Origin of the sequence: Methylobacterium oryzihabitans (assembly GCF_004004555.2) — a bacterium.
GTDB lineage: Bacteria > Pseudomonadota > Alphaproteobacteria > Rhizobiales > Beijerinckiaceae > Methylobacterium > Methylobacterium oryzihabitans.
Genome location: NZ_SACP01000190.1, coordinates 1 through 303 on the forward strand (window position 1 = coordinate 1; position 303 = coordinate 303).

Consider the following 303-nt stretch of genomic DNA (forward strand, 5'->3'; position numbering starts at 1 on the left):
CGGCCGAGGCCGGCCTCCACGCCAGCACGAGCCTCACCGGCCTCGCCGTCGCGGTGACCGGCGGCAACGGGCTCGCCTCGAACTACGCCCTGCCGGCCGGCGCCGCCCTCACCATCACCCCGCGGCCCGTCACCGTCACCGCCAACAGCGGCACCTCGGTCTACGGCGACGCCCCGGTCGATCCGGGCCTGTCGGCCACAGGCCTCGCCCCCGGCGAGGGGATCGGCGTGCTCACCGGCCTGTCGAGCGGCTTCGCCCTCGACGCCGCCAGCGCCGCCGGCGCCTACCCCCTCGCCGTGGCCG

1 protein-coding gene is annotated in these 303 nt (G+C 78.5%); it reads left to right on the forward strand.

Translation table 11 applies throughout. The features are described 5' to 3' along the window. A partial coding sequence (locus EOE48_RS29575; protein ID WP_187371608.1) for an MBG domain-containing protein occupies window positions 1-303 on the forward strand: 303 nt, incomplete at both ends.